21 protein-coding genes are annotated in these 21,080 nt (G+C 59.7%); 18 read left to right on the forward strand and 3 right to left on the reverse strand.

The genetic code is table 11. From position 1 onward, the window contains the following. Positions 1–271: 271 nt before the first annotated feature. The 18 genes from GGD46_RS06575 to ureG all read left to right on the forward strand — a co-directional run bounded on the left by GGD46_RS06575 (position 272) and on the right by ureG (position 15,104). Complete coding sequence (locus GGD46_RS06575; protein WP_184702920.1) at positions 272–1,174, forward strand: branched-chain amino acid ABC transporter permease; 903 nt, start codon at positions 272–274, stop codon at positions 1,172–1,174. Positions 1,175–1,178: 4 nt separating this feature from the next. Continuing rightward, complete coding sequence (livM, locus tag GGD46_RS06580; protein WP_184702921.1) at positions 1,179–2,603, forward strand: high-affinity branched-chain amino acid ABC transporter permease LivM; 1,425 nt, start codon at positions 1,179–1,181, stop codon at positions 2,601–2,603. Then, complete coding sequence (locus tag GGD46_RS06585; protein WP_184702922.1) at positions 2,603–3,475, forward strand: ABC transporter ATP-binding protein; 873 nt, start codon at positions 2,603–2,605, stop codon at positions 3,473–3,475. Before livM ends, GGD46_RS06585 begins: the two co-directional genes overlap by 1 nt. Next, on the forward strand, positions 3,475–4,203 hold the full coding sequence (locus GGD46_RS06590; protein WP_184702923.1) for an ABC transporter ATP-binding protein: 729 nt from the start codon (positions 3,475–3,477) through the stop codon (positions 4,201–4,203). Before GGD46_RS06585 ends, GGD46_RS06590 begins: the two co-directional genes overlap by 1 nt. Before the next feature lie 24 nt (positions 4,204–4,227). After that, positions 4,228–4,581 carry a DUF6867 family protein gene (locus GGD46_RS06595; protein ID WP_184702924.1) on the forward strand — a complete coding sequence of 118 codons (354 nt, stop codon included), beginning with the start codon at positions 4,228–4,230 and terminating at the stop codon, positions 4,579–4,581. Between the two features lie 184 nt (positions 4,582–4,765). Beyond that, positions 4,766–5,887 (forward strand): branched-chain amino acid ABC transporter substrate-binding protein, encoded by a 1,122-nt coding sequence (locus GGD46_RS06600; RefSeq protein WP_184702925.1) that lies wholly within the window; start codon positions 4,766–4,768, stop codon positions 5,885–5,887. Between the two features lie 148 nt (positions 5,888–6,035). Then, positions 6,036–7,007: a D-glycerate dehydrogenase gene (locus GGD46_RS06605; protein ID WP_184702926.1), complete on the forward strand. Its 972-nt coding sequence runs from the start codon at positions 6,036–6,038 to the stop codon at positions 7,005–7,007. A gap of 327 nt (positions 7,008–7,334) precedes the next feature. Further along, on the forward strand, positions 7,335–8,156 hold the full coding sequence (locus GGD46_RS06610; RefSeq protein WP_184702927.1) for an urease accessory protein UreD: 822 nt from the start codon (positions 7,335–7,337) through the stop codon (positions 8,154–8,156). A gap of 143 nt (positions 8,157–8,299) precedes the next feature. Beyond that, positions 8,300–8,602, forward strand: coding sequence for an urease subunit gamma (locus GGD46_RS06615; protein ID WP_184702928.1), 303 nt, complete (start codon positions 8,300–8,302; stop codon positions 8,600–8,602). 7 nt (positions 8,603–8,609) lie between these two features. Then, positions 8,610–8,864 carry a DUF1272 domain-containing protein gene (locus GGD46_RS06620; RefSeq protein ID WP_184702929.1) on the forward strand — a complete coding sequence of 85 codons (255 nt, stop codon included), beginning with the start codon at positions 8,610–8,612 and terminating at the stop codon, positions 8,862–8,864. A 10-nt stretch (positions 8,865–8,874) separates the two neighbouring features. Continuing rightward, positions 8,875–9,180 carry an urease subunit beta gene (locus GGD46_RS06625; RefSeq protein ID WP_184702930.1) on the forward strand — a complete coding sequence of 102 codons (306 nt, stop codon included), beginning with the start codon at positions 8,875–8,877 and terminating at the stop codon, positions 9,178–9,180. Positions 9,181–9,203: 23 nt separating this feature from the next. Beyond that, positions 9,204–9,635: a lysozyme inhibitor LprI family protein gene (locus GGD46_RS06630; RefSeq protein ID WP_184703231.1), complete on the forward strand. Its 432-nt coding sequence runs from the start codon at positions 9,204–9,206 to the stop codon at positions 9,633–9,635. Between the two features lie 14 nt (positions 9,636–9,649). Next, positions 9,650–10,273: a Urease operon accessory protein gene (locus GGD46_RS06635; protein WP_184703232.1), complete on the forward strand. Its 624-nt coding sequence runs from the start codon at positions 9,650–9,652 to the stop codon at positions 10,271–10,273. Positions 10,274–10,276: 3 nt separating this feature from the next. Beyond that, positions 10,277–11,989, forward strand: a complete 1,713-nt coding sequence (gene ureC, locus GGD46_RS06640; protein WP_184702931.1) for an urease subunit alpha — start codon at positions 10,277–10,279, stop codon at positions 11,987–11,989. A gap of 272 nt (positions 11,990–12,261) precedes the next feature. Continuing rightward, on the forward strand, positions 12,262–13,122 hold the full coding sequence (locus tag GGD46_RS06645; RefSeq protein WP_184702932.1) for a GGDEF domain-containing protein: 861 nt from the start codon (positions 12,262–12,264) through the stop codon (positions 13,120–13,122). A gap of 79 nt (positions 13,123–13,201) precedes the next feature. Beyond that, positions 13,202–13,693 carry an urease accessory protein UreE gene (ureE, locus tag GGD46_RS06650; RefSeq protein WP_184702933.1) on the forward strand — a complete coding sequence of 164 codons (492 nt, stop codon included), beginning with the start codon at positions 13,202–13,204 and terminating at the stop codon, positions 13,691–13,693. A gap of 21 nt (positions 13,694–13,714) precedes the next feature. After that, the gene (locus GGD46_RS06655) at positions 13,715–14,386 is read left to right on the forward strand and encodes an urease accessory protein UreF (RefSeq protein ID WP_184703233.1); all 672 of its coding nucleotides are present in this window, start codon (positions 13,715–13,717) and stop codon (positions 14,384–14,386) included. A gap of 106 nt (positions 14,387–14,492) precedes the next feature. Continuing rightward, positions 14,493–15,104, forward strand: a complete 612-nt coding sequence (gene ureG, locus GGD46_RS06660) for an urease accessory protein UreG (RefSeq protein ID WP_184702934.1) — start codon at positions 14,493–14,495, stop codon at positions 15,102–15,104. A gap of 37 nt (positions 15,105–15,141) precedes the next feature. On the opposite strand, the gene GGD46_RS06665 is transcribed toward ureG, so the two are convergent. The 3 genes from GGD46_RS06665 to GGD46_RS06675 form a co-directional block, all read right to left on the reverse strand. After that, positions 15,142–18,465 carry an efflux RND transporter permease subunit gene (locus tag GGD46_RS06665; RefSeq protein WP_184702935.1) on the reverse strand — a complete coding sequence of 1,108 codons (3,324 nt, stop codon included), beginning with the start codon at positions 18,463–18,465 and terminating at the stop codon, positions 15,142–15,144. Positions 18,466–18,479: 14 nt separating this feature from the next. Then, a complete protein-coding gene (locus tag GGD46_RS06670) occupies positions 18,480–19,670 on the reverse strand; it encodes an efflux RND transporter periplasmic adaptor subunit (protein WP_184702936.1) in 1,191 nt (396 codons plus the stop codon). Between the two features lie 390 nt (positions 19,671–20,060). Beyond that, positions 20,061–21,029: an ABC transporter substrate-binding protein gene (locus tag GGD46_RS06675; protein WP_184702937.1), complete on the reverse strand. Its 969-nt coding sequence runs from the start codon at positions 21,027–21,029 to the stop codon at positions 20,061–20,063. Positions 21,030–21,080 lie beyond the last annotated feature (51 nt).

Here is a 21,080-nt window from a genome sequence, read left to right on the forward strand (position 1 = left end):
AGGCCCGTCACTGATAATAGTTTTTCAGGATAAGCGCGCTGCCGCCCCGCTCTGACCAGTTTTGCGCCAAACGCTGCCGTTTTTGTGTCATTTTTGGTCGGATTCGCATCAGCGCACGGGGAATTGAAAAGAATTTGTCAGTTTCTCGCCTTTTTGGCTTCACATTTCTTTCGAAAGCGGTATGGAATCGACCCTATAGGGCCTCTCGAAGGAGCCTAAAAAAGTAAAATGAGATGTGGTCGTATAACGCCGCGTCCAGGGGAAATGACATATGGATTACTTTATCCAGCAGCTCTTAAACGGGCTGACTCTAGGGTCGATTTATGGCCTGATCGCCATCGGCTACACTATGGTTTACGGCATCATCGGCATGATCAATTTTGCCCATGGTGACGTCTTCATGCTTGGCGGCTTTGCCGCTCTTATCACCTACCTCGTGCTCATCTCACTTTTTGCCGGTCTGCCTGTCGCGGTCATGCTGCTGGTGATGCTCATCGTCGCCATGCTGATGACGAGCCTTTGGAATTGGGTGATCGAGCGTGTCGCCTATCGGCCGCTACGCGGGTCGTTCCGCCTCGCGCCGCTGATTACGGCAATCGGCATGTCGATCGTACTTTCGAATTTCATCCAGGTTTCTCAGGGCCCGCGCAACAAGCCGATCCCGACGCTGGTGGGCGATGTCTACAATTTCGGCGGCGTTTCGCTGTCGCTGAAGCAGATCATCATCTTCATCATCACGGTCGTGCTGCTGGCTGCCTTCTGGTATCTGGTCAACAAGACGGCGCTCGGCCGCGCTCAGCGCGCCACCGAGCAGGACCGCAAGATGGCGGCGCTGCTCGGCATCAATGTCGACCGGACCATTTCCGTCACCTTCATCATGGGCGCGGCGCTCGCTGCTGTCGCCGGCACGATGTATCTGATGTATTATGGCGTGGCCAACTTCTCGGACGGCTTCGTGCCGGGCGTCAAGGCCTTCACGGCAGCGGTTCTCGGCGGCATCGGATCGCTTCCGGGTGCTGTTCTCGGCGGCCTGATGATCGGCTTCATCGAGTCGTTCTGGTCCGGCAATTTCGCCATCGCGTACAAGGACGTCGCGACATATGGCATCCTGGCCTACGTGCTGATCTTCAAGCCGACGGGTATTCTCGGCCGGCCGGAAGTCGAAAAGGTATAACGCCATGGCAAATTCAAACTTCGTTGCAGGCAAGACCGCGCCCGGCCTTGTCCGGAAAGGGATTACGGACGCCCTCTGGACCGCGCTGATAGCCTTCGGCATGTTCGTCCTCTATATCGGTCTCAAGACCGATCAGAACATGGACAACAAGCTGGTCATCGTGCAGCGCTGGGGCGTACTGGCGATCATCGTTGCCATCGCCGCGGTTGGCCGCTTCATCATGACGGTGTCCGTTCAGCCATACCTGGCGGCGCGTAAGGCCGCCAAGGCCAAGGTGGCGCCGGTGGAAGGCGAACCCAGCTTTGCCTCCAAGCATTTCAACAAGATCGCCCTTCTGCTTCTGCTCATCTATCCGTTGGCGGCAGTCGCGATCTTCGGCCCGCAGGGCTCGCTGACCTACGTCGACAATTTCGGCATCCAGATTCTGATTTACGTGATGCTTGCCTGGGGCCTGAACATCGTCGTCGGTCTCGCCGGTCTGCTCGATCTGGGATACGTTGCCTTCTATGCGGTTGGCGCCTATTCCTACGCGCTCTTGTCGATGCATTTCGGCCTGTCCTTCTGGCTTCTCCTGCCACTCTCGGGCATGCTTGCCGCACTTTGGGGCATGATCCTGGGCTTTCCGGTGCTGCGCCTGCGCGGAGACTATCTGGCTATCGTCACGCTCGCCTTCGGCGAAATCATCCGTATCGTTATAACCAACTGGACGGATGTGACGCAGGGAAGCTTCGGCATTTCCAACATCACCAAGGCATCCTTGTTCGGCATCTATAGCTTTGACCTCAAGGATCCGCATAATTTCATCCGGTCCTTCGGCCTGCCTATGTCTTCGGCCTGGTACAAGATCTTCCTCTTCTACGTCATCCTGCTGCTCTGCATGCTGACGGCCTATGTAACGATCCGGCTGCGCCGTATGCCGATCGGACGGGCGTGGGAAGCGCTGCGTGAGGATGAGATCGCCTGCCGTTCGCTGGGCATCAACACGGTGACGACGAAGCTGACCGCTTTCGCCACAGGCGCCATGTTCGGCGGCTTCGCGGGGTCCTTCTTCGCGGCGCGTCAGGGCTTCGTTTCGCCGGAATCCTTCGTGTTCCTCGAGTCTGCGATCATCCTGGCGATCGTGGTCCTGGGCGGCATGGGGTCTTTGAAGGGTATCGCTATCGCGGCGATCGCCATGATCGGTGGCACCGAAGCGCTGCGCAACATGAGTTTCCTCAAGACCGGTCTGGTCTGGGGCGACACCACGATCATTCCCGGCTTCGGCCCCGATTTCACTCCCGAACTCTACCGCATGCTGATCTTCGGTCTTGCCATGGTCGTCGTGATGATCTTCAAACCACGCGGCTTCGTCGGCACGCGTGAGCCGACCGCCTTCCTCAAGGAGCGAAAAGCGATCTCCGGCAGCTTCACCAAGGAGGGCCACGGCTGATGAACGCTGTGACCACAACCCCCAACGACATCCTGCTGAAGGTCGAGCACCTGTCGATGAAGTTCGGCGGCCTGATGGCGATCAACGACTTCTCCTTCGAGGCGAAGCGCGGCGATATCACGGCGCTGATCGGCCCGAACGGCGCCGGCAAGACCACGGTGTTCAACTGCATCACCGGCTTCTACAAGCCGACGATGGGCATGCTGACCCTCCAGCAGAGAAGCGGCAAGGAATATCTCCTGGAGCGGCTTCCGGATTTCCGGATCACGCGCGAAGCCAAAGTGGCGCGCACGTTCCAGAATATCCGTCTGTTTTCGGGCCTTACCGTGCTTGAGAACCTGCTGGTGGCGCAGCACAACAAGCTGATGCGCGCCTCCGGCTATACGATCCTCGGTCTGCTCGGTATCGGGCCCTATCGCGCAGAGGCCAAGAACGCGATCGAACTGGCGCGCTTCTGGCTCGAAAAGGCCGATCTCGTCGATCGGGCCGACGATCCGGCCGGCGATCTTCCCTACGGCGCTCAGCGTCGCCTGGAGATTGCCCGCGCCATGTGCACGGGTCCTGAATTGCTTTGTCTGGATGAGCCGGCCGCCGGCCTCAATCCTCGCGAGTCCCTGGTGCTCAACGAGTTTCTGCGCAGCATCCGCAAGGATACCGGCACATCGATCCTGCTGATCGAGCACGACATGTCGGTGGTCATGGAAATCTCCGACCATGTCATCGTGCTCGAATATGGCCAGAAGATCGCAGACGGTACGCCGGACGAGGTCAAGCACGATCCGAGGGTGGTCGCCGCCTATCTGGGTGTCGAGGACGAGGAAGTGGAAGAGGTGATTGCCGAAGTCGAACACCTCCAGGAAGGTGGGAATTGATGACGGGGCAGCCACTTCTGAAAGTCGCGGGCGTCGAGACGTATTACGGCAATATCCGCGCGCTTTCCGGCGTCGATATCGAGGTCAACAGCGGTGAGATCGTCAGCCTGATCGGTGCCAACGGCGCGGGGAAATCGACGCTGATGATGACGATCTGCGGCAGCCCGCAGGCTCGCAGCGGGTCGGTGATCTTTGACGGTCAGGACATCACGCGCATGCCGACGCATGAAATTGCGCGGCTTCGTATCGCCCAGTCGCCGGAAGGGCGCCGCATCTTTCCGCGCATGACCGTCTACGAGAACCTGCAGATGGGGGCGAGCCTCGACAAGCTCAAATATTTTAACGAGGACGTCGAGAAGATCTTTACGCTGTTTCCACGGCTGAAGGAGCGCCAGTCGCAGCGCGGCGGCACGCTTTCGGGCGGCGAGCAGCAGATGCTGTCGATCGGCCGCGCACTCATGGCGCGCCCGAAACTGCTGTTGCTGGATGAGCCGTCGCTCGGTCTTGCGCCGCTGATCGTCAAGGGCATTTTCGAGGCCATCAAGGGCTTGAACCAGACCCAGGGGCTGACGGTGTTCCTTGTCGAGCAGAACGCTTTTGCGGCGCTGAAGCTATCCGACCGTGCCTATGTGATGGTCAACGGCCGGGTGACGATGAGCGGTTCGGGCAAGGAGTTGCTCGCCAATCCGGAAGTACGCGCTGCCTATCTCGAAGGCGGACATCATTGAATTTCGTTTCGCGGGGAATTTGACATGCAGGGACTTCTCTTCGACAGCGATAGCGGCGGCCGCATGGTCATCCGCGTGGTCATCGTCATTCTCGGGTTTTGGACCGCATGGCGCGCCGGTCGCGCTGTCGCGTCCAACTGGGAAAACTATCCGCTCGCCGTCATCTACTGCTTCCTAATCGGCCTTGGCCTGCAGTTCCTGCACCATGCGCTGTTCAACGGGCCGGTATTCGACCTCACCATCTACATCATCGATGTCGTTCTTCTGCTGCTCTTTGCGATTGCGGGATACCGGTATCGACGTACCGATCAGATGGTCAATAATTACTACTGGCTTTACGAAAAGACCTCCGCCTTTTCCTGGCGGAAGAAGAATTGACACTGCGCCGAAACTAGGCTCAGTTTTGATCAAGCATCCGTGTCATCCTGTCTCATAAATATAAGCAGCTTACGGCAGGATCATACTTCCAGAGTTCGGAATACAAGCGTTACCGGCGCGATGATTGGTGGGTATCGCGCAGGGCAAATCAAACGGAACCCGCTTTAAAATTGGGAGTAACAATATGAAGAAGTATCTTCTGTCGGCAGTGGCATTGTCGGCGATGATCGCATTCGGTGGCGTTGCGAAGGCCGATATCATCATCGGTGTCGGTGCTCCCCTCACGGGCCCTAATGCCGCCTTCGGCGCGCAGCTTCAGAAGGGTGCCGAACAGGCTGCCGCCGATATCAACGCGGCTGGCGGTATCAACGGGGAAAAGGTCAAGATCGAACTCGGCGACGACGTCTCCGACGCCAAGCAGGGCGTTTCGGTCGCTAACAAATTCGTTTCTGACGGCGTTAAGTTCGTCGTCGGTCACTTCAACTCGGGCGTTTCCATCCCGGCTTCGGAAGTTTATGCCGAAAATGGCATCCTCGAAGTTTCGCCGGCCGCCACCAACCCGGTCTATACCGAGCGCGGTCTTTGGAACACCTTCCGCACCTGCGGCCGTGACGACCAGCAGGGCGTAGTTGCCGCCAAGTACATCACCGACAATTTCAAGGGCGCCAAGGTTGCCGTCGTTCACGACAAGACCCCCTATGGCCAGGGTCTTGCCGATGAAACCAAGAAGAACCTGAATGCCTCTGGCGTGACGGAACTTCTCTATGAAGGCATCACCCCCGGCGACAAGGATTACTCGGCCCTCATCGCCAAGATGAAGCAGGCAGGCGTCGATTTCGTCTATTACGGCGGTCTCCACACCGAAGCTGGCCTCATCCTGCGCCAGATGGCCGACCAGGGCGTGAAGGCTCACTTCATGTCGGGTGACGGTATCGTCTCCAACGAACTGGCCTCGATCGCCGGTGACGCTGTCGACGGCACGCTGATGACCTTCGCTCCGGATCCGCGCAAGAACCCGGCTTCGACCGAACTCGTTGCCAAGTTCCGCGCTGCCGGCTACGAGCCGGAAGGCTACACGCTGTACTCCTATTCTGCGACGCAGGTCATTGCCGCCGCTGCAAAGGCTGCCGGCTCTAACGACCCGATGGCCGTCGCTGACGCCATCAAGGCAAAGGGCCCGTTCAAGACCGCTATCGGCGACCTTAGCTTCAACGCCAAGGGCGACATCACCCGTCCGGACTATGTCATGTACAAGTGGTCCAAGGGTTCCGACGGCAAGTACAGCTACGCCGAAATCTCGAAGTAAGCTTCGAGCTGCCGGTTTTCGGCTTCGACACGATCTAGAGAGCCCGGCTGCGCGCCGGGCTTTTTTCGTTGTTGCTGCCGAAGGATCGGCATTTCCTTCGCGACGGGCGTGCTTTAAGTCTGCCTGATATGGGCAGGAGGATAAGCGCATGAGCAAACCCCGGATTCTAGTTACGCGGCGCTGGCCAGCTTCCGTCGAGGCGGCCCTGTCGCAAGCTTTCGATGCCACGCTGAACGAGGGCGATGTTGCGCTCGATGCGTCGCAACTACGGGAGGCATTGCTTTCCTATGACGCCGTCCTGCCCACCGTTTCCGACAGGCTTCCTGCAGCGCTCTTTGAAGGCGATGCGGTGAGATCGAAGATACTCGGCAATTTCGGCGTCGGCTTCAATCATATCGATATCGCAGCCGCCAAGTCGAAAGGCATCGTCGTCACCAATACGCCGGGTGTGCTCACCGATTGCACCGCCGATATCGCTATGCTGCTCTTGATCTCCATTGCGCGCCGCGGTGGGGAAGGGGAGCGTGAGGTGCGCGCCGGTGCGTGGGCCGGCTGGCGGCCGACGCATCTGGTCGGCACCAAGGTCACGGGCAAGACCGTCGGCATCATCGGTTTCGGCCGGATCGGCAAAGCATTTGCGCAGCGCTGCCATTTCGGCTTCGGCATGGATGTGGTGTTCTACAATCGCTCCCTCGTCGATCCGGCGGAGGCCGCCCGTTATGGCGCGAGGCAATTGCCGACGGTGGAAGACGTGCTCGGTGCTGCCGATTTTGTCTCGCTACATTGCCCCGGCGGCGCGGAAAATCGTCATCTCATGAACGCCGCGCGTTTCGCGACAATGAAGCCTGGAGCATTCCTCATCAATACTGCGCGCGGCGACGTGGTTGACGAGGCGGCTCTGATATCCGCCCTCGAGCAGGGCACGATCCGCGGCGCCGGCCTCGATGTCTACGAGGCGGAGCCGCATGTGCCGGAGCGATTGCGGGCGCTGGACAATGTCGTGCTCCTGCCGCATCTCGGCAGCGCCACCGAGGAGACGCGGACGGCGATGGGCATGAAGGTGGTGGATAATATTACAGCCTTCTTTGCAGGGCGCGAACCGCCGGATCGGGTGGTCTGAGGCTTTCTCGTATCGGGCGGATAGATGACGGGGGCTTCAGCCGTCAGCGTCCGTGCCAAGTGCCGATGCCACTCTTTTTGGCGTTTGGCGAAAAATGAAGCGCGTTCGGCTCTCGGTCGGGCGCTGCCGCTGGCCGAAGGAGTCTCGTTATTCTTCGCGGGTGAAAACCCTCGGTCTTGTTGTATCTCTACCCATTCCAGGCGGAAAACCACTCTGCATGTGTCCCTGGGCAATCCCTTTCGCATAAGGCACAGAAATTGCTTGCGTTTACTTCGTGCCGGGCTTCAATGATCGGGCACCGGCGCATCGGATAGATGGAGAGGCGGAATGGCAATGGCGGCGGCAAGCATAAGACCGCAGAGGGCGCGGGGCCGCGGCCATCTTGCGGCCAAGTCGCTTGGCGATCGCACGCGGCTTGCCGAGCTGTTTCAGGAGGGCGCGGCGAAGATCCGCTTGCCCCAGACCTTCGACAACACCATGGAAGCGGTCATCATCAATACGGCTGGCGGCCTTACCGGCGGCGACCGGATGGATTGGAGTGTCGTTGCCGGGCCGGGCACGCATATCGATGTGACCACACAGGCCTGCGAGAAGATCTACAAGTCTTCGAGCGATACCGCGGAAGTCAGGACTTCCATCAGCGTCGGTGCGGCTGCACGCGTCGATTGGTTGCCGCAGGAGACAATCCTGTTCGACCGGGCCTCGCTTTCGCGGCGGCTGGATGTAGAGCTTGACGAGACGGCTGAATTTCTTGCCGTCGAGGCCATTTTGCTCGGGCGCAAGGCCATGGGCGAGGCGATGGCCGAAGGGTTGTTTCGCGACCGCTGGCGCATCCGCCGCGCCGGCCGCCTGATCCATGCCGAGGAGTTGCGCCTGGACGGCGATATCGCGACCCTGACCGGCAAGAGCGCCGTGCTGAGCGGCCAGGTTGCCTTTGCGACCGTGCTCTATACCGGGCCTCTGGCGGAGACCTATCTCGGCCGTGTCAGGCCGCTTGTCGATGCGCATATGGCGGGGGCCAGCCAGTGGAAGGACAAGCTTGTGGTGCGGCTTGCTGCGGCCGACGGTTTTGCGCTCAGAAAAGTCCTGATCCCGATCATTTCCGCCTTGCGCAATGGTGCGCCAGTGCCGAAAGTCTGGAACCTATAAGTCCCCGGCGGCGGATGAATTTAGGCCTGCTTGACCTAAAATCGTCCGGCTCCAAAATCAAACAGGTAGAGCATGACGTCGTTCGAAACCGCTCAAGCTTTTCGGTGTCATGTTCTGGAAAACAGCGATCAAGTAGGTAGGCGATGAACCTTACTCCGAGAGAAAAAGACAAGCTGCTGGTTTCCATGGCGGCAATGGTGGCGCGGCGACGGCTGGAGCGCGGCGTGAAGCTCAACCATCCGGAAGCCATCGCGCTGATCACGGATTTTGTCGTCGAAGGCGCCCGCGACGGCCGTCCTGTCGCAGAGCTGATGGAGGCAGGCGCCCATGTCATCACCCGCGATCAGGTGATGGAGGGCATCGCCGAGATGATCCACGATATTCAGGTGGAAGCGACGTTTCCGGACGGAACGAAGCTCGTCACCGTTCACGAACCGATCCGGTGAGGCCGACATGCTGGAACTGAGGCCCAATTGCGAATGCTGCGACAGAAATTTGCCGCCGGAGAGCCAGGAGGCGAGGATCTGCACTTTCGAATGCACTTTCTGCGCCGACTGCGTCGATAAGGTTCTGGGCGGCGTTTGCCCGAATTGCGGCGGCGGGTTCGTGCTGCGGCCTGTTCGGCCTGCGGCATTGCTTGCCAAATATCCGGCCTCGACCAAGCGTGTTTTGAAAGCAGAGGGATGTGCGCCTGTTCGGGCTGCATGAGGAGAAGACCATGATTCCAGGCGAAGTCATTGCTGCAGCTGGCGATATCGAGCTCAATGCCGGCGCGCCGACCGTGACGCTCGAGGTGTCCAACACGGGCGACAGGCCGGTGCAGGTGGGCAGCCACTATCATTTTGCCGAGACGAATGCCGGTCTTTCCTTCGAGCGCGACAAGGCGAGGGGAATGCGGCTCGATATTCCGGCGGGGACCGCGGTGCGTTTCGAGCCCGGCCAGACACGCTCGGTGACGCTGATTCAGCTCTCCGGCAAGCGCGAAGTTTACGGCTTCCGGCAGCAGATCATGGGCAAGCTCTAGGCTTTTGGGGGAATTCGATGTCGATGAAATTGCATGCATCGGCTGCGGCTCTTGTCGCAGTCCTGATCTGCGGCCCTGCTGTCGCGCAGAACAATCCGGATAACCCGAAGATCGATTGCGCCAAGGCCGAAGCGCAGACGGACCTCAATATATGCGCCGCGCTTGATTTCGATACCGCCGACAAGGCGTTGAACGCGCAATACAAGAAAACGCGTGCTGCGATGGTCGCCATGGATGCGGATCTGGACAGTGACATGAAGGGCGCCGAAAAGGCGCTCGTCAAGGCGCAGCGTGCCTGGGTGGATTATCGCGACGGCGAGTGCGAGGCACAGGGATTTCAGGCTCGCGGCGGCTCCATGGAACCCATGCTGGTTTCGGGCTGCAAGGCTGATTTGACAAAGAAGCGAACCAAGGAATTGAAGGATCTCGCCGATGGGCCGGAGGGCAATCAGTGAGTTCCAGGCGCATCGTGATCGTCGGCAATGGTGATGTCGCGCCGGAACTGGCAGCTACGATCGATGCCGCCGATCTCGTCATCCGCTTCAACGATTGTAGGTCGATGGGAGCGGGCGGCGGCCGGACCGATGTGGTTGCTGTCTGCAATACCGGCCGGCCGGCGCGTGCCATGCTGGGCTCTGCCGCATGGCGCAAAAGCCCGGCGGTTGCCTCTGCATCGGAGATATGGAGCGTGCGCGATCCCCGCAAATTCGCGGCGCTCCGTGCGCCGCTCGCGATCTCGCATCCCGAGCTCGATGATTTCTGCGATGACTATACGGACCAGTTTACGGCCTTCTGCCACGCAACGGGCAAACGCCATGTGGTGATCGATCAGTCAGTCCACGATGGCGTCGATGCGGCTCTTGCTGCCTATGAACCGGGCTCTTACGTGGTGCCGAGCAGCGGCATGATCGTGATTGCCGAAGTGTTGTCGCATCATCCCGACGCCGATGTCGCCATTACCGGCTTCGGCCATGTGGGCTGGGGTGAGCATCCCTTTGCGGCCGAGAAGCGGTTGGTCGATGCATACATATCTCTCGGCCGCCTGAGACGCCTTGACGACACGAATTTCATTTCTGCCTCCCAAGGAGACTGAACCATGCCTTACAGGATTTCTCGCGCTGCCTACGCCAACATGTTCGGACCCACCGTCGGCGACAAGGTACGGCTCGCCGATACCGAGCTGTTCATCGAGGTGGAGAAGGATTTCACGACCTACGGCGAGGAAGTGAAGTTCGGAGGCGGCAAGGTCATTCGCGACGGCATGGGGCAAAGTCAGGTGACGCGGGCGAACGGAGCTGTCGATACCGTCATTACCAATGCGCTGATCCTTGACCATTGGGGGATCGTGAAGGCCGATATCGGCTTGAAGGAGGGCCGTATTGCTGCGATCGGCAAGGCCGGCAACCCGGATATGCAGTCAGGCGTGGACATCATCGTTGGGCCGGGCACGGAGGTCATCGCGGGCGAAGGCAAGATCATCACCGCTGGCGGCATGGACAGCCATATTCATTTCATCTGCCCGCAGCAGATCGAGGAAGCTTTGATGTCGGGCATTACAACCATGCTCGGCGGTGGCACCGGCCCGGCGCATGGCACACTTGCAACGACCTGCACGCCGGGGCCTTGGCATCTGGCGCGCATGATCGAATCCTTCGATGCTTTTCCGATGAATATCGGTCTTTCAGCCAAGGGCAACGCTTCCTTGCCCGCCGCGCTGGAGGAAATGGTGCTCGGGGGCGCCTGTTCACTGAAACTCCATGAGGATTGGGGTTCGACGCCGGCGGCGATCGACTGCTGCCTCAGTGTGGCTGATGCCTACGACGTACAGGTGATGATCCACACGGATACATTGAACGAAAGCGGCTTTGTCGAGGATACGATCGGTGCCATCAAAGGTCGTACGATCCATGCGTTCCATACCGAGGGTGCGGGTGGGGGGCATGCGCCCGACATCATCAAGATCTGTGGTCAGTCGAATGTCATTCCGTCTTCGACCAACCCGACCCGGCCCTATACGGTTAACACGATCGCCGAACATCTCGACATGTTGATGGTTTGCCATCACCTGTCATCCTCCATCCCCGAGGATATCGCGTTTGCCGAGAGCCGCATTCGCAAGGAGACGATCGCGGCCGAGGATATTCTTCACGATATCGGCGCCTTCTCGATCATTTCTTCCGATAGTCAGGCCATGGGCCGCGTCGGCGAAGTGGCGATCCGCACCTGGCAAACGGCCGACAAGATGAAGCGTCAGCGCGGCCGCCTGGCTCAGGAGATCGGCGACAACGACAATTTTCGCGCAAAGCGTTACATCGCCAAATATACGATCAACCCGGCCATCGCCCATGGCGTCAGCCATGAAGTCGGGTCGATCGAAATCGGCAAGCGCGCCGATCTGGTGCTGTGGAACCCGGCCTTTTTCGGCGTGAAACCCGAGATGGTTCTGCTTGGTGGCTCGATTGCCGCGGCTCCGATGGGCGATCCTAACGCGTCCATCCCGACGCCGCAGCCGATGCATTATCGGCCGATGTTCGGCGCTTTCGGCAAGAACCGCACGAATTCCTCGGTGACTTTTGTTTCCCAGGCTGCATTCGATGCCGGGCTTGCCGGCAAGCTTGGTGTCGCCAAGACGCTATTGCCGGTCAGGAATACCCGCGGCGGCATCTCGAAAGCATCCATGATCCACAATAGTCTCACCCCTCATATCGAGGTGGACCCCGAGACCTATGAGGTGCGGGCGGACGGCGAGCTTCTGACCTGCGAGCCGGCGACGGTGCTGCCGATGGCGCAGCGCTATTTTCTTTTCTGAGAAACACTCCGAGCAATCGATTCGGCAGACATGAAGGTTCCGGTTTCCGGCGCCTTCATTGCCTTGTTCGGGTTAGTGCAGCTTTATCATAGGTTTGCGAAGGCTCAGCCGCTCCTCGCCTGGCGCTTTGCCCGGGAGACCGGGAACGCGGCTATCGCAGATTGTTCACAAGTTGGGAAATGCCGGGCATTTTAATGATTCGATTAAAGACCTGGAAGCGTCTTCACCCCTATCTCACGTGACTGAAACGGTAGCAGAAGAAGGTGAATCGCATGAAACAATGGATTTCGCTGCAGACCGAAGTCGGCAACTTTCAACACAGGCGTGCGATTTATATTTTCGCGCTTAAGATGAGTTTTACCGCCGTCATCATGTCGCTTGCGATCATGATTGTTATGCTTCCCGTCTTGCAGTGGTTCGATCTTCTGCCATTGCCGATTCTTGAGGTTATGCGTTTCGGCGTCCTGCTGGCATGGATCGTCGGCGGTACGGTTTCCGGCGCGCTGGCGATATTGGCAGGCTCATCGATGCACAAACTCGCCGTTTCCCGCGCCGAGTTCGAACGGTTGAGCCGCACCGACGGGCTCTCGGGTTTGCTCAACCGTCGCGCCTTTACGGAAGCGCTGAACGAAGCCGACCATGGCGCTTCGCTGGTGATTTTCGATGTCGACCGTTTCAAGACGATCAATGATCGCTTCGGACATGCTTCCGGCGATGCCGTCATCATTGCCGTAGCGCAGCTGTTCAGGGATGTCTTCGCCGACAACGATGTGATCGGCCGGCTCGGCGGTGAGGAGTTCGGCGCCATCATTCATGGTGGGGAGACCGCCGACCGCATCAGCCGTATCGAGGAGATCAAGGATCAGATCGCCAATCATGCGATCGCCATCGACGGCGGTTCGGTCAAGATCACCATCTCGGCCGGCATTGCCGACATGAGTAGGGAGCGTAAGGCTGAGGGCGTTTACGCCGCTGCCGACAAGGCCCTCTATCTTGCCAAGACACTCGGCCGCAACCGAGTCGTTCATGAGCGCGAGCGGCTCTCTCAGATCTGGCGCCGTTGCGCCGTCGAGCAGGACGAAGAGGCTCCGGCGGAATTCATGGAACTGCAGCGCTATGCACTACGAATGTAGCACCTGCTGAGCGGCATTGGCGCTTGCGTGCGAGGCGACTATTTTGCATGCTTCGACGACGTTTCAATCTGGATCAGCCATGCTACGCGTAACCTCCTACCTACCAGCCGGTACTCCGTCGTCCAATCCGATTGATCGCGTCGTGCTGCCGCATGACCTCAGGCACTTGCGCCGCAAGCTGCTGCATCTCGAGAACGGCGAGATGGTCATGCTCGACCTGAAGGAGCCGGTGCTGTTTGCCAATGGCGATCTTCTGGTGCGCGAGGACGGCGAGTTGATCGAGATCGTCGCTGCAGATGAAAAGCTCTTCGAAATCAAGCCGCGGGATCGCCGTCATCTGATCGAGCTTGCCTGGCATCTCGGCAATCGTCATCTTTCGGCGCAGATCGAGGAGGAGCGCATCCTCATTCTGCGCGATCATGTGATTCGATCCATGCTCGAAGGGCTCGGCGCCACTGTTGCCGAGGTCAGTGAGCCTTTCCAGCCCGCGCGCGGCGCCTATCATTCTCACGGCAGCCATTCGCATGGTCATCACCACGATCATGGGCATGATCACCATTCACATGATTGAGCGCAAGCAGGCGACATGGCGATGACTGATGATTGCGATCTTCGGGCTTTGCTGCGGCTGATGGCATGGCTGTCGCCGGCGTTCCCGGTGGGTTCCTTTGCCTATTCCGGGGGCCTTGAACGTGCCGTTCACGATGCCCTGGTTCGCGACAGCAAGAGCCTGCAGGAGTGGATTGCCGCTCTTATCCAGCATGGCTCTGTTTGGAACGATGCCGTTCTGCTTGCCGAAACGCATCAAGCCGGAGACGACGCGTTGCGGCTCGCGGCCGTCGCGGAGCTTGGCGAGGCGCTCGCCGGTTCGAAGGAGCGTCACACCGAGACCATGCTGCTTGGAGAGGCCTTCCTGTCTGCCGCCGGCGCCTGGCCGCATGCGATCTTTTCGCTGCTTCCGGCCAAGACCGCCTATCCCGTTGCCGTCGGCGCCGTAGCCCGAGCACACGATATTCCTCTCCAGAAGACCCTTGCCGCGTTCCTGCACGCCGTTGCCTCCCAGCTGTTGTCCGCAGGGATTCGGCTGGGCGTAACCGGGCAGAAGGATGGAGTCGCTATCCTTGCGGCTCTGGAGGATATGATCGGCCATGTGGCGATGGCGGCGACGCAATCCGATCTCGATGATCTGGGTACGGCGACCGTGCAGGCTGATATTGCAAGTCTGCGGCATGAAACGCAGGAAACGCGGCTCTTCCGTTCATGACGTGCGCATTCGGCAAAATTTCGCCAACGAAAGTCGTCCTACGTCATTCGCCGCTGTGCGGCGCAGCGATGCTTCGCTATCCTGCCATTTTACCGGAGTTGCGAGTATGAAATCGAGAAATGGACCTTTGCGCGTCGGCATCGGCGGGCCTGTCGGTTCGGGCAAGACGGCACTGACGGAGAAGCTTTGCAAGGCAATGCGCGACGACTATTCCGTCGCCGTCGTCACCAATGACATCTATACGACCGAGGACGCGGAGGCGCTGGTGCGGATGCAGGCGCTGACGTCGGACCGTATCGTCGGCGTCGAAACCGGCGGCTGCCCGCACACTGCGATCCGCGAGGATGCGACGATCAACCTGCAGGCCATCGCCGGTCTGAACGAACGGCTTCCGGATCTCGACGTGGTGTTCATCGAATCCGGCGGCGACAATCTGGCGGCAACCTTCTCGCCGGACCTTGCCGACATCACCATCTATGTCATCTCGGTGTGCCAGGGCGAGGAGATACCGCGCAAGGGTGGGCCGGGTATCACCAAGTCCGACCTTCTCGTCATCAACAAGAAGGATCTGGCGCCCTTCGTCGAGGTCGATCTCGATGTGATGGACCGCGATGCCAACCGCATGCGTCAGTCGCGTCCCTTCGTCTTTTCCGACATGAAGCGGGGCGAGGGCGTCAGCAAGATCGTCGATTTCCTAAAGGAACAGGGCGGCCTTTGAGCTGCCCCGTCATGACTTGATTATCCAATCGCGCCGCCTATTCAGCGGCAAAGGGTGGCAGCCTCAGCACATTCGTGCCCGTCGGCTTGGAGCCGCGGCTGTCCCTGTTTTCCATGGCATCCACGCGCTCTTCCAATGTCGCGAGTGACTGGCGGTTTTCATTGACGGCTGCGGCCAGTCCATCCTTGGTCACCACTTCATCATCCGCGTCCTTCTTGCCGAACAATCGGCCGAAGAGGAAGCCGAGCAGTCGCGATACATCGTCCATGATCAGGAAGAAGGACGGCACGACCACAAGGCTGAGGACAGTAGAGACGATGATGCCGCCAATGACGGCAATTGCCATCGGTGCGCGGAAGGAGCCGCCTTCGCCGACGCCGAGAGCTGATGGCAGCATGCCGGCCGACATGGCGATCGAGGTCATGATGATCGGGCGGGCGCGCTTGCGGCCGGCCTCGATGACCGCTTCCAGCCTTGGCATGCCCTGATGCATCATCTCGATGGCGAAATCGACCAGAAGGATGGCATTCTTGGTCACGATGCCCATCAGCATGAGAATGCCGATCATCACAGGCATGGAGAGTGCATTGCCTGTTATCATCAATGCCAGCGCTACACCGCCGATTGCCAATGGCAGCGAGAACAGGATGGTGAAAGGCTGAATCACGTCCTTGAACAGCAGGATCAGCACGGTCAGAACAAGCAGCAGGCCGAGCAGCATGGCATTGCCGAAGCTCTGCTGCATTTCCTTCTGCACCTTGGTATCGCCGCTTTCCGCCAGATGCACGGTGGCCGGGATCTTGGCTTTGTTGACGATCTCGAGGAAGTGCTCCGATGCCGTATCCAGCGCCACGCCCTGCGGCAGGTCGGCGCCGATGGCGACGACGCGGAAGCGGTTGTTGCGCTTGATGGAGGACAGACCTTCCGAGTAGTTGATGTCGGCGACGGTTGACATCGGCACGGTCGCACCCGTCGATGTCTTGATGCGCAAGGCACGGATGGCAGCGAGATCACGCCGCATGCCGAGCGAAGCCTGGACGCGGATCGGGATCTGGCGATCGTCGAGCGAGATCTTCGCAAGCGAAGCGTCGATATCGCCGATCGTGGCGACGCGCACCGTATCAGAGATCATCTGAGGCGTGATGCCGAGGCGAGCGGCCTCATCCTTGCGCGGATAGATCTGCAGTTCCGGACGCGGCAGCGCGCCGTCGGCACTGACGTGTGCGAGCGCCGGATCGGTGCGCAGCTCGGCTTCCAGAATGCCAACCGCCTGCTTCAGATCCTTCTCGTTACGCGAGAGGAAGTTGTAGGTCAGGTCGCGATCGCCACGGTCGTTAAGTTTGGTGATGCGCACATCGGGGATTGAGCGCAGTTTCGCGAAGACTTCCTTTTCTACTTCCCATTGCGGGCGCACACGTCCGTGCACGGTGACCTTCGGCAGATGGGGGCCGATGACGGGCAGCGAGCCGAGGACATCGTTCACCAACTTCTTGACGAGCGATTGATCGAGCTTGCCAAGCGTTAATGTCACCGTGGCGCGGCGCAGTTCCAAATCGCCCTTCGGCGATGCGCCGCCGAGAACGAAGATGCTATCGACGCCGTCGATGCCCTTGACGCGGCGGTAGATCTCGTTAGTCGCCTGTTCGGTGTCGTCGAGCCGCGCGTTCGGGGGAAGCTCGGCCGACAGGACGATGCGCGAAGAATCTTCTGGCGGGATGAAGCTGCCGGGAACGAAGACGATAAGCGCGGCGACCGAGGCGATGGAGAAAGCGAATGCCGCAATCAGCGTGGGATAGCGCGTATACCACTTCCTCGTCGTCAGCCGAACGAGGGCGCTATAGCCGCGCATGAAGCGGCCGTCATTGTCATGGTGATCCTCGACAGCGTCTTCGGCGCGCATGAGGTAGGCGGCCATCATCGGCGTGATCAGACGCGCGACAAGCAGCGAGAAGAACACAGAGAAGGCGACCGTCAGGCCGAACTGGATGAAGTACTGGCCCGGAATGCCGGGCATGAAGGAGACGGGCACGAAGACCGCGATGATCGTGAAGGTCGTCGCGATGACGGCCAGCCCGATTTCATCCGCCGCATCGATGGCTGCGCGATACGGCGTCTTGCCCATCTTGATGTGGCGGGCGATGTTCTCGATCTCGACGATGGCGTCGTCGACGAGAATACCGGTCGCCAGCGTCAATGCCAGAAAGCTGACGAGGTTCAGCGAGAAGCCGATCTGGTTCATGATCCAGAATGTCGGGATCGCAGACAGCGGCAATGCTACCGCCGAAATCAGCGTCGCGCGCCAGTTCCTCAGGAAGAGGAAGACCACGATAACAGCCAGGAGCGCGCCTTCGAGCAGCGTGTGCATGGCGGATTCGTAGTTGCCGTAGGTGTAGTAGACCGCGTCGTCGATCATCTCGATCGAGACGTTCGGATTTTCGGCGCGAACCTTGGAGAGCGTGTCGGCGACCGTATTGGCGACGGTCACTTCACTGGCTCCCTTGGAGCGGAACACGCCGAAGGTGACGACAGGAGTGCTATTGAACCGCGAGAAGGACTTCGGTTCCTGATAGGTATCCTTGATCACGCCGAGGTCGGAAAGCTTGACGAAGCGGCCGTTGGTCAGAGCGATCGTTGTATCGACAAGCTGAGCGACGTTGCGGGCGTCGCCGAGCACGCGGATTGCCTGCTCGCTGCCGGCGACCTGGCCGCGGCCGGAGCCGAGGTCGATGTTGGTGCTGCGCAGCTGCTGGCTGACCGACAGCGCCGTGATGCCGTAGGCATTCAGCTTGTTCGGATCGAGCTCGATGCGAACTTCACGGTCGGCGCCGCCGTAACGGTCGACACGGCCGATACCGGCCTTGCCCTGAAGGGCGCGCTTGACCGTATCGTCCACGAACCAGGACAGCTCTTCCAGCGTCATGTTCGGCGAGGAAACGGCAAAGCTCTGGATCGCCTGGCCGACGACGTCGACTTTCGAGACGATCGGCTGGTCGATGGTGGACGGCAGGTTGCCGCGAATGCGGTCGATGGCGTCCTTGGTATCCTGGACGGCCTGCTGCGTCGGCACTTCCAGGCGGAAGATGACGACCGTCTGCGACTGGCCGTCGGTAACGGTCGATTGTATTTCGTCGATGCCGTTGATGCCGGCAACCGCGTCTTCGACTTCCTTCGTCACCTGCATTTCGAGCTCGGCCGGCGAGGCGCCGCTCTGCGTCACCGTGACGTTGACGACCGGCACGTCGATATTCGGAAAGCGCGTGATCGGCAGGTTGAAAAAGGAGTGCGCGCCCACGATCATCAGCAGGAAAAAGCCGAGGAGCGGGGCGACCGGATTTCGGATGGACCAGGCGGAGAAGTTCATGGGATCGTTCTCGCTCAGTTGGAGGCTTGCGAGGCATCACGCACGGGCGTGATGCGGTCGCCGTCGCGGACATAGGCGCCGGCCTTGGCAACGACATCCTCGCCCGCCTTCAGGCCCTTGAGGATCTCGATATAGGTCCCGTCCTGAATGCCGGTCTCGACGTTGACAAACTTGACGGCGCCGTTCTCGACCTTACGGGCGGAGGAGCCGTTTTCGTCGGTGTTGACGGCGGTCAAGGGCAGGGCAACGCCTTCTTCCTGGCGAATGATGATCTCGGCGCTGCCATACATGCCGGCGCGGGCCTTTTCTCCGTCATCGATCGAAATGTGCACCGCGCCGAGGCGGGTGACGGAATCGACGATCGGGGCGACGAGCCGGATGGTGCCGGCAAGCTTCTCGCGGCTGCCCGACAACGAAATCCGTGCCTTCTGCCCTATGACGATCTTGGTAATGTCGCTTTCGGAGACGTCGACCACCAGTTCGAGCTGGCTGTTGCGGATGATGGTGAAGAGCGGATCGCCATTGCCGTTGGCGATGGCGCCGATGCGGGCATTGCGCGAAGCGACCGTGCCGGCGACGGGCGTCTTGATACCGGTGCGGGCCAGCTTGAGATCGGTATCGGCGATCTGGCTGTCGGTGACTTTGAGGTCGGCTTCTGCCACCGCAATCGCCTGTTCGGCAGATACCTCACGCGCCTTGTTGGCTGCTGCCGCCGCATTTGCCTGCTCGACAGCGGAGGTCGACATGGTGCCCTTGGCGCCCATCGTCACGGCGCGGACACGCTGCAGTTCCGCTTCCTCGGCGTTGGCGCGAGCCTCCGCAAGTTGGGCGCGCAGCTGGGCGAGGCTTGCTTCGCCCTTGGCTCGTGTCGCCTGCATCTGGCTCTTCTGCAGCACCAGCGCGTCGTCGTTGAGCGTGGCAAGGGTGCTGTTCGCACCGACCTTGTCGCCGACATCGGCATTGAGCGAGCGGATCGACAGGCCATCGACCTGCGGCTGGATGTAGACTTCCTCTACAGCCTTCACTGTACCTGTCGCGACGACCTTGTCGGTCATCTTGCGCATCGCGGCGGTGGTGATGACGATCGCCGGCAAGTTCTGTTTTGGCATGGTAACGACAGGCTCTTCGGCCATTGCCGCGGGTGCCGCCAGCAGGGAAAGCAGGATTGCGGTCGTGTTCAGCAGTCTAAACGGCGTGGAGGCCATGCGTCCGGTTCCAGTTCGGCAATTGGTCAAAAGGGGTTCGCTGTTTCCGTCGCGAACACGGGGGATCAATGCATGCGAGCCGGGTACACCCGGCGGATCAACATCCGTCTGTCATGCCCTGCAGGTCCCTCATCTTAAAAACGCCCTGTAAATGGGAGCGGATTTCAAATTCCGCAAGATCACGAGAAAATGATTTCGCGGGTATTTCTATCGCTAACAACCATGCGAAGCAATCACGGCATTGTGATGTCGGAACTCGAATAGTTGATGGTGACTGGTTTTTAGGCAAATGTTGCGGCAAAGCCAGCTTTTTGTTGCCGCTGTTACAAAATGAAAAAAAACGCGCGGGGGATGAATCCAGCGCGTTTCCATTGCTGCAGATAGAAAGAACTATTTCAGAGCTGCGTCCGTGATCTCGTGCGTATAGGCACCGGTCGGCTTCTTGTTGATGATCTTCTGATCGAGCAAGGCTTCGACCGTACGATCATAAGTCTTCATGTCGAGCTTGCCGCTGCCGATCAGCTTGGCGACTTCGGCCGTCATGCGCTTCTGATGGTTCTCGTCCTGACCGCCATTGTCCATGACCATTTCGGCGGCTTCGTCCGGATGCTCGACGGCATATTTCCAGCCCTTCATCGAAGCGCGGACGAACTTCACCATATCGGCCTTGAACTTCGCATCCTTCAACTTGTCTTCCTTGACGTAGAGACCGTCTTCCAGAAGGTCGTTGCCGAGCTTGGTGTAGTTGAAGACGGTGAGATCTTCAGCCTTGAAGCCGGCATCCAGCGCCTGCCAGTATTCATTATAGGTCATGACGGAGATGCAGTCGGCCTGCTTCTGGACGAGCGGCTGCACGTCGAAGCTCTGCTTCAGTACGTTGACGCCGTCCTTGCCACCATCGGTCTTCAGGCCGAGTTTGTGCATCCAGGCGAAGAAGGGATATTCGTTGCCATAGAACCAGACGCCGAGCGTGTGGCCCTTGAAATCCTTCTCCGTCTTGATCGGGCCATCCTTCGGGCAGATCAGCTCCAGGCCGGACTTTTCGAAGGGCTGGGCGATGTTGATCAGCGGCACACCCTTTTCGCGGGCAACGAGCGCACCGCCCATCCAGTCGACGATGACATCGGCGCCGCCACCGGCGATGACCTGCTCAGGAGCGATATCCGGGCCGCCCGGCTTGATCTCGACGTCGAGGCCTTCCTCCTTGTAGAAGCCCTTGCCCTTGGCGACGAAGTAGCCGCCGAACTGGCCCTGGGCCACCCATTTCAGCTGCAGCGTTATCTTGTCGGCGGCCATTGCGGTCTGGGCGGCCGCCAGCGTCATTGCACTTGCCATCAATGCGAGCATTATTTTTTTCATGTCTTCACCCTTTTTTCCCTCTGAAGTTATGCCTTGATCCCTTGAGGAGAC

Source organism: Martinezella lusitana (assembly GCF_014207095.1).
Classification (GTDB): Bacteria; Pseudomonadota; Alphaproteobacteria; order Rhizobiales; family Rhizobiaceae; genus Rhizobium; species Rhizobium lusitanum_B.

What these genes read in the sequence shown, in the direction of transcription:
- GGD46_RS06610 (WP_184702927.1), top strand. Translation starts at nt 7,335, where the DNA reads ATGGCAATGGCGGCGGCAAGCATAAGACCGCAGAGGGCGCGGGGCCGC.
- GGD46_RS06615 (WP_184702928.1), top strand. Translation starts at nt 8,300, where the DNA reads ATGAACCTTACTCCGAGAGAAAAAGACAAGCTGCTGGTTTCCATGGCG.
- ureG (WP_184702934.1), top strand. Translation starts at nt 14,493, where the DNA reads ATGAAATCGAGAAATGGACCTTTGCGCGTCGGCATCGGCGGGCCTGTC.
- GGD46_RS06575 (WP_184702920.1), top strand. Translation starts at nt 272, where the DNA reads ATGGATTACTTTATCCAGCAGCTCTTAAACGGGCTGACTCTAGGGTCG.
- ureE (WP_184702933.1), top strand. Translation starts at nt 13,202, where the DNA reads ATGCTACGCGTAACCTCCTACCTACCAGCCGGTACTCCGTCGTCCAAT.
- livM (WP_184702921.1), top strand. Translation starts at nt 1,179, where the DNA reads ATGGCAAATTCAAACTTCGTTGCAGGCAAGACCGCGCCCGGCCTTGTC.
- GGD46_RS06590 (WP_184702923.1), top strand. Translation starts at nt 3,475, where the DNA reads ATGACGGGGCAGCCACTTCTGAAAGTCGCGGGCGTCGAGACGTATTAC.
- GGD46_RS06605 (WP_184702926.1), top strand. Translation starts at nt 6,036, where the DNA reads ATGAGCAAACCCCGGATTCTAGTTACGCGGCGCTGGCCAGCTTCCGTC.
- GGD46_RS06620 (WP_184702929.1), top strand. Translation starts at nt 8,610, where the DNA reads ATGCTGGAACTGAGGCCCAATTGCGAATGCTGCGACAGAAATTTGCCG.
- GGD46_RS06630 (WP_184703231.1), top strand. Translation starts at nt 9,204, where the DNA reads ATGAAATTGCATGCATCGGCTGCGGCTCTTGTCGCAGTCCTGATCTGC.
- GGD46_RS06645 (WP_184702932.1), top strand. Translation starts at nt 12,262, where the DNA reads ATGAAACAATGGATTTCGCTGCAGACCGAAGTCGGCAACTTTCAACAC.
- GGD46_RS06675 (WP_184702937.1), bottom strand. Translation starts at nt 21,029, where the DNA reads ATGAAAAAAATAATGCTCGCATTGATGGCAAGTGCAATGACGCTGGCG.
- GGD46_RS06595 (WP_184702924.1), top strand. Translation starts at nt 4,228, where the DNA reads ATGCAGGGACTTCTCTTCGACAGCGATAGCGGCGGCCGCATGGTCATC.
- GGD46_RS06670 (WP_184702936.1), bottom strand. Translation starts at nt 19,670, where the DNA reads ATGGCCTCCACGCCGTTTAGACTGCTGAACACGACCGCAATCCTGCTT.
- GGD46_RS06585 (WP_184702922.1), top strand. Translation starts at nt 2,603, where the DNA reads ATGAACGCTGTGACCACAACCCCCAACGACATCCTGCTGAAGGTCGAG.
- GGD46_RS06600 (WP_184702925.1), top strand. Translation starts at nt 4,766, where the DNA reads ATGAAGAAGTATCTTCTGTCGGCAGTGGCATTGTCGGCGATGATCGCA.
- GGD46_RS06655 (WP_184703233.1), top strand. Translation starts at nt 13,715, where the DNA reads ATGACTGATGATTGCGATCTTCGGGCTTTGCTGCGGCTGATGGCATGG.
- GGD46_RS06625 (WP_184702930.1), top strand. Translation starts at nt 8,875, where the DNA reads ATGATTCCAGGCGAAGTCATTGCTGCAGCTGGCGATATCGAGCTCAAT.
- ureC (WP_184702931.1), top strand. Translation starts at nt 10,277, where the DNA reads ATGCCTTACAGGATTTCTCGCGCTGCCTACGCCAACATGTTCGGACCC.
- GGD46_RS06665 (WP_184702935.1), bottom strand. Translation starts at nt 18,465, where the DNA reads ATGAACTTCTCCGCCTGGTCCATCCGAAATCCGGTCGCCCCGCTCCTC.